General features: G+C 43.5%; 8 protein-coding genes and 1 pseudogene. 5 read left to right on the top strand and 4 right to left on the bottom strand.

Annotation, left to right across the window (positions count from 1 at the left end):
- On the bottom strand, nt 1-1,733 hold a 1,733-nt coding region (locus B3Q63_RS02500), incomplete at its 3' end, for a glutamine--tRNA ligase/YqeY domain fusion protein (RefSeq protein WP_296173371.1).
- A gap of 282 nt (nt 1,734-2,015) precedes the next feature.
- Here B3Q63_RS02500 and B3Q63_RS02495 point away from each other — a divergent pair.
- The gene (locus tag B3Q63_RS02495) at nt 2,016-2,522 is read left to right on the top strand and encodes a peptidylprolyl isomerase (RefSeq protein ID WP_422662602.1); all 507 of its coding nucleotides are present in this window, start codon (nt 2,016-2,018) and stop codon (nt 2,520-2,522) included.
- Between the two features lie 101 nt (nt 2,523-2,623).
- On the top strand, nt 2,624-3,478 hold the full coding sequence (locus B3Q63_RS02490) for a UDP-2,3-diacylglucosamine diphosphatase (protein WP_296173368.1): 855 nt from the start codon (nt 2,624-2,626) through the stop codon (nt 3,476-3,478).
- 137 nt (nt 3,479-3,615) lie between these two features.
- Here the strand turns inward: B3Q63_RS02490 and B3Q63_RS02485 are convergent, their stop codons facing one another.
- From B3Q63_RS02485 to surE, 3 genes are all read right to left on the bottom strand, one after another.
- The gene (locus tag B3Q63_RS02485) at nt 3,616-4,920 is read right to left on the bottom strand and encodes a lytic murein transglycosylase (protein WP_296173366.1); all 1,305 of its coding nucleotides are present in this window, start codon (nt 4,918-4,920) and stop codon (nt 3,616-3,618) included.
- Between the two features lie 134 nt (nt 4,921-5,054).
- Nucleotides 5,055-5,861, bottom strand: coding sequence for a peptidoglycan DD-metalloendopeptidase family protein (locus B3Q63_RS02480; RefSeq protein WP_201628776.1), 807 nt, complete (start codon nt 5,859-5,861; stop codon nt 5,055-5,057).
- A gap of 173 nt (nt 5,862-6,034) precedes the next feature.
- Nucleotides 6,035-6,871 carry a 5'/3'-nucleotidase SurE gene (gene surE / locus B3Q63_RS02475; protein ID WP_296173363.1) on the bottom strand — a complete coding sequence of 279 codons (837 nt, stop codon included), beginning with the start codon at nt 6,869-6,871 and terminating at the stop codon, nt 6,035-6,037.
- 471 nt (nt 6,872-7,342) lie between these two features.
- Between surE and B3Q63_RS02470 the strand changes: the two genes are divergently transcribed.
- The 3 genes and pseudogenes from B3Q63_RS02470 to B3Q63_RS02460 all read left to right on the top strand — a co-directional run.
- Nucleotides 7,343-7,780: an MCR_0457 family protein gene (locus B3Q63_RS02470; RefSeq protein ID WP_201562977.1), complete on the top strand. Its 438-nt coding sequence runs from the start codon at nt 7,343-7,345 to the stop codon at nt 7,778-7,780.
- Between the two features lie 753 nt (nt 7,781-8,533).
- The gene (locus B3Q63_RS02465; RefSeq protein WP_296173355.1) at nt 8,534-9,700 is read left to right on the top strand and encodes a D-alanyl-D-alanine carboxypeptidase family protein; all 1,167 of its coding nucleotides are present in this window, start codon (nt 8,534-8,536) and stop codon (nt 9,698-9,700) included.
- Between the two features lie 151 nt (nt 9,701-9,851).
- Nucleotides 9,852-9,965 (top strand): annotated as a pseudogene (locus B3Q63_RS02460) (IS982 family transposase); the annotation flags it as partial.

Raw genomic sequence — 9,965 nt, 5'->3', positions numbered from 1 at the left:
GGTTTATAGCTGTCGCGCAAACTAACAATTTGGTTAAATACCGGCTTATCGCTGCTATGGTCTTCTGTATCAGCGATAAAGTAACCTTCACGCTCAAACTGGAAACGCGTGCCACCATCACTATTAGCTAATGACGGCTCAACCACAGCATTGAGCTCAGTCAACGAGTTAGGATTCAATGCTTGATGCACATCAGCGACGCTACTTGGGTCTTCGACGCTAAATAGCTGCTCATACATGCGTACGGTCGCTGGGACGCCTTGGCTGGCTGATACCCAATGAATGACGCCTTTAACCTTACGACCTTCAGGATTATTACCTAGCGTTGCAGGATCAATCGTTGCTTTTAGTTCAACGACATTGCCAGCGTCATCAGTAATATGCTCAGTCACTGCCAATACATAAGTATTACGCAAGCGAATCTCATTCTTCTCTGGTGATAAGCGCTTATACCCTGCTGGCGGCTCAATTTCGTAATCGCCTTGGTCAATATAAAGGGTTTCGGTAAACGGGATTTCACGCTCGCCCATATCGACGTTAGGATGATTTGGCTGCGTGAGCCATAAAGTCTGTGCATCATCGTCCCAACGCGCATTAACGCTATCAGCCTTTTGCGCTTCCCAACTACTGACCGCATCGCTAAAGTTAGTAATCGTCACTTTTAACGGCTTGAGCACGGCCATACCACGAGCCGTAGTCGTCTCTAATGATTGACGAATACTAAATTCTAGTAAGCGAAAATCAACAACGCTGTCTACTTTGGTCACGCCAACACGCTCACAGAAGTCACGTAAACCCTCTGGCGTATAACCACGGCGGCGCATGCCAGCAATCGTCGGCATACGCGGATCATCCCAACCGCTAACGATATTTTCATCGACCAACTGCTTTAATTTGCGCTTACTGGTCATGGTATGGTCGACATTTAGGCGGCTAAACTCGTACTGATGCGGTGGCACGTCAAAGCCGATTTTTTCAACGGCCCAATCATAAAAGGGACGATGGTCTTCAAACTCCAGCGTACATAACGAATGAGTAATGCCTTCGAGTGCATCCGAGAGCGGATGAGCAAAATCATACATCGGATAAATGCACCATTTATCACCCGTTTGATGATGCTCTTGATGCATAACGCGGTAGATGACAGGGTCGCGCATATTCATGTTTGGGCTGGCCATATCAATCTTGGCACGCAGCACGGCTTTACCTTCCGCAAACTTACCTTCTTTCATATCATTAAAGAGCGTTAGGTTTTCTTCAACACTGGCATCACGATGTGGTGATGGCGTGCCAGCTTCATTAAAGGAGCCACGGTTTTCTTTAATCTGCTCAGGTGACTGCAAATCTATATAGGCATCGCCCTGCTCAATCAACTGCACGGCCCATGCATACAACTGGTCGAAGTAGCCTGACGCATGGTGCGCCTCTCCTGCCCACTCAAATCCTAACCATTTCACATCGTTCTTAATGTTATCGATGTAATCTTGCTTTTCTGCGGTTGGATTGGTGTCATCAAAACGTAAGTTACAAACACCGCCAAACTCTTTAGCCACACCAAAGTTTAGACAGATGGATTTCACGTGCCCTAAATGCAAATAACCATTTGGCTCAGGTGGAAAGCGTGTCACGATTTGTGGGTATTTTTGCGCATTGACATCGTCACGAATGATATTACGAATAAAATCGTTTTTTTGTTCGTCTTTTTGTGCATTGTTGCTTGAGTGCTCACTCATCGGGCATTGCTCCTAAAGCAAATTGTCAGTTCATGCTACGTGCCATCACGCAGCATGGAAAATTCAAACCAAATCATTAAAAACAAGTTATTAAAAATGATAGTAAAAAGTTAAAGTTGCGTTATTCTATCAGCTTTTGCAAAGGCATTAACAGCCTGATACATGACACGGGATAAAAAAGCCGTTAGACTAGCCATAACTTTTTAATCACCAACTTTTCATCCACCACTTAACAGCGTCATGTTAGGCGCTGCAATCAAAGAGGAATATCACATGGTAGACATGCCACCAGTAGTAGAACTTGACACCAATATGGGTGCGATCGTTATCGAACTCAATGAAGAAAAAGCACCTAAAACCGTAGAAAACTTTTTAAACTATGTAAAATCTGGTCATTATGACGGTACGATTTTCCATCGCATTATTGATGGCTTTATGATTCAAGGCGGCGGAATGGACGCTGAGATGAATGAAAAAGCGACCAACGCGCCCGTTGAAAACGAAGCGGATAACGGTCTAAAGAATGACAAAGGTACAATTGCGATGGCACGTACGCAAGACCCACATTCAGCGACTAGCCAGTTTTTCGTTAACGTAAAAGACAACGATTTCCTAAACCATTCTGGCAAAAACATGCAAGGTTGGGGCTACACGGTATTTGGTAAAGTAACAAGCGGTATGGACGTCATCGAAAAAATGCGCGGCGTACCTACTGGTCGTTTCGGCATGCATGCTGATGTGCCAAAAGAGCCAGTGGTTATCAATTCAGCGACTATTATTACTAAATAACGGTTTCTCAGTAATCATTCTTCAATAGTTATTACTCAGTAGCGATGAATCAGTGCAAGCTTATGAGTCGTTACTGTTTAAAGTTATGAGGATAAGGATAAATGCAAAGTTTTGACCATCTAATTACCACCCGCCCTCATGAGGTGCGGCAAGTATTGATTAGCGATTTGCATTTATCGCCTGAAGAGCCTGCCTTAGTGCAGGCTTTTTTGGCGCTGCTTGATGATTGCCTTGCCTTGCCTGCGCTTAAACGCTTATTTATCTTAGGCGATTGGTTTGAGGTGTGGATTGGTGATGATGCTTATTTATTATTATCAGAAGATGAGCGCCAAACCCATTGGCTCACCCCGCTTATCGTTAAATTAAAAAAACTACGGGTAGCTGGCTGTGAAATTTTAATCATGCATGGCAACCGTGATTTTTTGTTGGGTCAGCCATTTTGCAATCTATTCGGTGCTGAGCTTATTTATGAGCCGTATACCTTAACCGTTGGACAGCAGAATTATCGCTTAGAACACGGCGATGCATTATGCGTTGATGATAAGAAATATCAGTTTTTTCGCAAAATCATGCGCAATCGGTTAACCCAGTGGTATTTGCTCAATAAATCACTAGAAAAACGCTTGGCTATCGCCGATAAAATGCGCCAAAAAAGCCAGCAGAATAATGCCAATAAAGCGGCGTATATTATGGATGTCAATGAAGATGCGGTGCTAAAGGCCGTGAATGATAATGATGCTTTACTACATGGTCATACCCATCGTCCAGATATTCATCAAGCAACCGCTAATAAAAAACGCTACGTACTTGGTGATTGGCGATTGTTAGATAGCGATACACGCCAGCCAAAAGTCAGCGCGGTGATTGGTGCTGTGACGGGAGATGAAGATTCAGATGCAAATTCAGACAATAATAATGCTGAGTTTGATATGTACGAGTTTAAGATGACTATTTAAAATGCTGCTGCAATTTTTATAAAGATCCACCAATAAAAAACTCCGTCATTAACGGAGTTTTCCTATTTATTAGAGTTATTATTTTTAAACCATCGCTGAAAACAACGATTGTCCAAAAACAGTGACTTTACTCTGTCTCACCATCCTGCTAATGAAGACGCGCTGCGCTGGGTGATAAAACCATCTGGGGTTTGACCATTATCTGCTTGCCAGCGTTGGAATGCCAGTCGCGTATTGGTGCCGACGATACCATCTGTGCCTTTGGTATCATAACCTGAGCTGGTCAAACGCTGCTGCAAATTGCGTACTTGCGCCGTTGATAACGGACGCTCATAGCGCGGCCATGATTTTTGTAATCCACTCTGACCGGCAAGCGCTTTACCCAATAAGCTCACACCTAACGCATAGTTCGATGAATTGTTATAAACTTTGATGACATCAAAGTTTGGGCTGAGTAGCAATACTGGACCATCTTTACCAGCGGGCAGCCACAGCTCCATTTGAGTATTGGCATCCAAGTAGACATCGGCTATGGTATCGACGCCCATTGACGCCCATCTGGCAGCAGGCTGCTTGGTACCCACCAATGAATAATCAAATGATGATGGAACAGTCGCTTCATAAAATGGCGCAAGACCACGCACCCAACCTGAATTACTTAGGTAATTAGCGGTAGACGCCAAAGCATCGCCTGTCGACCATGGGTTACGATGTCCATTGCCATCGCCATCAACGCCGTGTTTTAACCAGGTATCAGGGATAAACTGCGTTTGCCCCATGCCGCCTGCCCAAGAGCCATCGAGCTGTGACCATGAAACATCGCCGCGTTGCAATAGCGTTGCTAGTGATAATAACTGGGTTTCAGCAAACTCTTGACGACGGCCATCATAAGCAAGGCTGGCAAGCGAGCTTGGAATACTGCTATTACCCGTTACCACACCGTATGATGACTCCATGCCCCAAATCGCAGCGATGATTTCTGCATTGACGCCATACTGCGACTCTAACTGTGATAAAAACGCCCGTTGCTCGGCAAACTTACGCTTACCTGTGCTGACACGGCCATCTGATACGGCAGAATCGACATACTCCCAAGGCATCTTAGAAAATTCTGGCTGTCCTGAGTCAAGCGAGATGACTTGTTGGTTTAAATAAGCCGTATCAAGCAAACGACGCACCGTTGATGCGTCATGACCCGATGCCAGCGCACGCATAGAAAAATCAGATTTCCAATCAGAAAAACTGTTATAGCTTGGTTTGGCAACGGGTGTGGGTTTAACGACAGGTACTGGCGTTGGCTTCACCTGAATGGTTTGGGTCTGGGTAATTTGCACATTACCTTGGCGTACGGGTTTGCTCGGCTTTTGCATCGCCTGCTGGCTGGTACAGCCAACCATAACTAAGGCGGGAAACAAAGCCAGATATTGTTTTTTTAATAACATAAGAGATCTCAAGTATGAATAAGTAAAGTAGCTTAATGGGCGCAGCTTTAATAAAACTAACTAAAATAGCCAAGTTATTATAAAAGCTGCCACAGAGTTAACGTCCTTTTTAACGCCTTTATTAACGTCCCTTTTTAACGTCCCAGTACCGCACGCGGGTCGATAGGATTGCCATTTAAGCGTACTTGGAACTCCAAGCCTACTTGATTGGTCTGACCGCTGCTACCCATATTTGCAATACGCTGACCACGCTGTACCGCGTCACCTTCTTTGACCAGCAGCGCACTGTTATGCGCGTAGGCGGTGATATAGTTATCGCTATGACGAATCATAATCAGATTGCCATACTCTGGCAGACCATTACCCGAATAAAGCACCGTTCCCGATTGGCTCGCAAGTACCGGATCGCCCATGGTGCCAGCAAACCACATACCCATGTTACCGGCGGCGGCATCAAAGTTGCGCGTCACTTGGTTGCGACTCGGATATTCATAACCTGAAGTGGCGTTGGCCGTCACTTCATAGACAGGATTTTGTGAATAATTGGGCGTGTTGGTCACAGGCGGCGTATAGGTCGGCTGTGATTGCGTTGGTGTAGAGGCGTTATAGCGATTGTTATTGGTGGCGCGTACTGGCTCACCTTGCCATAATTTGAGCCATTGACCACTATAAATCGTATATTTACTATCTAAGCCATTTAGCGCACCGATTTGGCGATAGTTTAAGCGATAGCGCGCCGCAATTTGGCTGACCGTATCACCGCGCTGGACGCGATGATAATTGGGAACACCTTGTCCGTTGGTAATAATCTTAGGTCCTGCTTGGTTGGCTGCCTGATAAGTGGGCTTGGTGGCACAGCCGACCATCGTTAATGTGGCTGCTGTCAGCGTACCCATCAATGCCACTGTTGCCAAGCGCGATCCAGCAATAAGCTTCTTCATACAAGATTTCCTATTCTTTATGTTGCTCACAAATTCCTTGTGTTACTCACAAGCATTTTGCTAACGGTTATAACGTTTAATGTCTCAGATACCATGATTAATTATTGGATAACCAATGGTTTTTTAGCGATTTTTAAGCACTAATAAATATCACTACGGATAAACCTATCAACTTACAGCACCAACGCCGAGAGCGTATCAAGGGTAGCAGATGGCGTATGATGCAGGCGCACAGGCGATAGACTAATATACCCTGCTGCCACCGCTTGGTCATCCGTCATTTCTATGGACGATGTTTGAGCGTCTACATTTTCTGTTGATAGTTCACTTGATAGCTCACTGGATAATGTACTTTGACGTTTGCGTAGCGATAACCAGTAAGCATCGCGGCCACGTGGATCGACCACATGATGCACAGGACGTGCAATCTCACTGTGACTTAAAGCTGTGATTTTTCGACCTTTAATCGCATCGGCACTATCAACATCAGGAATATTAACGTTTAATACATGATAGGGCAAATTTTTGCAAGCATCTAATATCGGAGTTTCGGTCAATAATTTGACAATCTCATTAGCCGCCATTTGATAATGACTTACCTGCTCCTGCCCCGTACCTTTGACCCCGCCGCCCACTAAAGAGGTGGCAATCGCTGGCAGGCCAAAAAGCTGCGCGGTCAATGCGGCGCCAAATGTACCAGAAAATAAAACATCCTGACCAAGATTGGCCCCTGAATTGATACCCGTAATCACACAGTCAAAATCGGTATGACGGTAAATTTCATGTAACGCCAAATATACACAATCTGCTGGCGAACCATTCACCGCAATAAAACCAGACTCCAATTCATGAGTATATAGCGGCGTTGAGATACTTAAGGAGCTTGCGCAGCCGCTTTGCTCATTACTTGGCGCAACCACCACCACCTCTGCAATGGTGGACAACGCGTGATACAGTGCCAACAACCCCGGAGCATGCACCCCATCATCATTACTCATTAAAATTTTCATTTTTGCTCAATTCTGCCCAATACAGTTATTAATGACCGTCTGTCCACTTAGCTACTTTGTTATCGTAAAATTGCTATAATCCCTCTTATCGAGACTATGTCAGTGGCTATACCCAAAATATTTCGGCCGATTATACCCTAATAGTGCCACCAGACGAACCCAGTCTTGGGCTAGAATTTTCCTGATATTCGGTTTTATAGGCGAGTTTTTATAGGCGATTTTTCAGTAGCAACAATGACCATTTTTTAGTATAAAAACATGGCGATAGAGTTACAGTAGGCAACAAGGTACAACATTATCAATGAATATTTTTATGTTGAGGTAACTTAGTACTACATACTACTGATATGTTGCTGTAAACGTGGCTTAGCTCACAATATATCTACACATAAATCAATATTTTATGTGACTTTTATTTTTTTACCGATTAACATAGCACCATCAAACAAAGATAAGCGAGTGTAATACTGAATGAATAATCAATCGATATTATCTATAGCTTCTGTGATAGCGAAGACCGCCTCAAAAGTAGGTCTAGCAGGACTGATAACGTCTATTGCTATGCTGTCTCAAGCTACCAATGCCGCGTCTAATTCAGCGACGACCATTCCTCTGGATTTATCTGGTATTAACATCACTAAGCATGAAATTGCGGTGATGCAAGTGCTATCAGAGATATGTCCACCGATGCTGACGGGCAAACAAAAACAGCGTTTTTATAAATCTTATAACGTACAGTTGCATGAGTTGATGCCGTCATTAGAAGACCCAAAAGCGGCTATTCAGTATCTATCTACCCAGCAAGATTACCGTCAGATATTGCAAGGTATTCGCAGTTGGACGATGGGTTTCTCTAGACAAGATAACAAAGCCTTATGTGAAGATTTGGCGAATGCTGAGTATTCTTAACAATTTTCATAGAAAGTACTTTCAATATAAAAGGTGCTTTTAATAAAGCTACCTTTCATAAAAGCTGCTATTAAAAACTATCTTCCTAAGAAACATTCTTCATAAGCTATTATAAAAAACAGTGAAGCTTGTTTTTTTAGAGAAGTATAAATAAAGTAGTAGCCCAAGCACTGCTGATATAAAAAGCATTGATATAAACATAAGCTAGCATCTACTTTATATGCACGATAAGTAGCGATAAATAACCATAATAAAACTACTGCTCATATCACCGTCAAGTTGCTTATTTTTACTATATCAATGTTAATCAACTAAAAACGCTATAAGTTTATTAATTAACCTTATAGAAAGTATCAAGCTTGCTGTCATCGGGTCTGCGTATCGCAGGTGGTGCAGCAGGCTTTTTTGTGGCAGTTAGAAAAGCATTCGTGCATCGAAATATAATCTATAGCTAAGGGCTTTATATGTCCATATTTTTGCCCTTCTAAACGCTGTGGTTTATCGCAACGATGCGCTGTTTTTGGTCGCGTCCTATTTTATTGTATTTATCGATTCCCCATCGGTCGGCATTTTGCTAAGATAAGGCGTTAATTTTATGTCCATCGCTTAGTCGTTAAGTCTCTCATCAAAAATCTGTTTTAAATCTTAGCTTTAGAGTCAGCTTTAAAGCGGGCCACAATAGATTAACCGTGAGAATCCGCACGAAATATAAGCGATAGATACATTTGGTTTTATGATGCGGTGTAACAATCTATGACAGTAAAGCGTGTAAAAAAACAGTTAGTACAGCTGGTAGTGGGTGTCAGTGTTTCTATGAGTGCAATGATGGCGAGTGCAGCCATACAGCCACCCGAGATGGAAAATACGGCTTATGTATTAATGGACTACAACACTGGTGAAATATTGGCACAAAAAAATGCCAATCAAGCATTACCACCAGCGTCCTTGACCAAGATGATGACCAGTTACATCATCGAGCAGCGCTTAGCATCAGGTGACCTCAAAGAAGACGAACAAGTTTTGATGAGCCCGAATGCTTGGTGCCGTGGTAGTAGCAGTCAGTCTTGTATGTATGTGCCGGTCAATAAAACCGCCAGCGTCATCGATATGTTACGCGGTATCATTATTCAATCAGGCAACGATGCTTCAAAAGCGATGGCTGAGCATATTGCTGGTAGCGAAGCTTCATTTGCAATCTTGATGAATGAGCAGGCAGAAAAGCTTGGGATGAAAAACACCCATTTCGTCAACTCGACAGGTATGCCAGACGAAGGGCACCAAGCATCAGCGTTAGATTTGGCCATATTGTCACGTGCAATTATCAAAAACAGTGGCGACTATTACAGTCTTTATTCGGAAAAAGAGTTCACTTATAACGGTATTACCCAAGGTAACCGTAATGCCCTACTAGCCACTGACCCTACGGTTGATGGTCTCAAAACAGGTCATACCGATGCGGCAGGCTACTGCTTAGCCGCCTCTAGTAATCGTGATGGCATGCGCCTAATCTCTGTCATTATGGGTACAGAAAGCCAGCAAGCCCGTGCCGATCAGTCACGTGAGCTACTTAACTGGGGTTTTGGTCATTTTACTACCGTAACTAAAGCACCCGCTGGACAGTTTGTTAGCAAAGTACCGGTATGGTTTGGCGAAGCGACAGAAGTAGAGCTTGCCACTAGCGACAGTTTGCAAATTCTAACCGATAAAACGCAAAAGAATAAAATCACTACTGTGGTCGATATTCCTGAGAGCTTAGAAGCGCCTATCAAAAAAGGTCAAGAAATTGGCAAAATGATGGCGGTTATTGATGGCAAGGCAGTTGCTTCAGTGCCTATCGTAGCCACTAGCGATATCGAACAATCAGGCTTTATGAGCCGTATCTGGCAACGTTTTACCCGCTGGGCACAAAACTTATTTTAAGCACGGTATTTAACAACCTGTATAAAAATATGTCTGCATTTAACTATAATAACCCCAGTTCGGGATAAGGGCCCAAAAAAAGATAAAAAAAGAAGTCCGAAGTTGTTAAAGTGAGTTTACCAAGACAAACTTCACAACAAGGACTTCTTACATGGACAACCTAACCGAACTATACTGCCATATTGACGACTTTTATCAGCAATTCAAACCTGAGTTTGACGCTCATTTAATCGCAACGAAACACCAAAGGTTAAGAGCATGCCAG

It is taken from the genome of Psychrobacter sp. UBA2769, assembly GCF_002352555.1.
Classification (GTDB): Bacteria; Pseudomonadota; Gammaproteobacteria; order Pseudomonadales; family Moraxellaceae; genus Psychrobacter; species Psychrobacter maritimus.
Note: the sequence above shows the minus strand (reverse complement) of the source record. Positions and strands in the feature narration are given on the sequence as shown.

What these genes read in the sequence shown, in the direction of transcription:
- surE (WP_296173363.1), bottom strand. Translation starts at nt 6,871, where the DNA reads ATGAAAATTTTAATGAGTAATGATGATGGGGTGCATGCTCCGGGGTTG.
- B3Q63_RS02485 (WP_296173366.1), bottom strand. Translation starts at nt 4,920, where the DNA reads ATGTTATTAAAAAAACAATATCTGGCTTTGTTTCCCGCCTTAGTTATG.
- B3Q63_RS02470 (WP_201562977.1), top strand. Translation starts at nt 7,343, where the DNA reads ATGAATAATCAATCGATATTATCTATAGCTTCTGTGATAGCGAAGACC.
- B3Q63_RS02495 (WP_422662602.1), top strand. Translation starts at nt 2,016, where the DNA reads ATGCCACCAGTAGTAGAACTTGACACCAATATGGGTGCGATCGTTATC.
- B3Q63_RS02480 (WP_201628776.1), bottom strand. Translation starts at nt 5,861, where the DNA reads ATGAAGAAGCTTATTGCTGGATCGCGCTTGGCAACAGTGGCATTGATG.
- B3Q63_RS02490 (WP_296173368.1), top strand. Translation starts at nt 2,624, where the DNA reads ATGCAAAGTTTTGACCATCTAATTACCACCCGCCCTCATGAGGTGCGG.
- B3Q63_RS02465 (WP_296173355.1), top strand. Translation starts at nt 8,534, where the DNA reads ATGACAGTAAAGCGTGTAAAAAAACAGTTAGTACAGCTGGTAGTGGGT.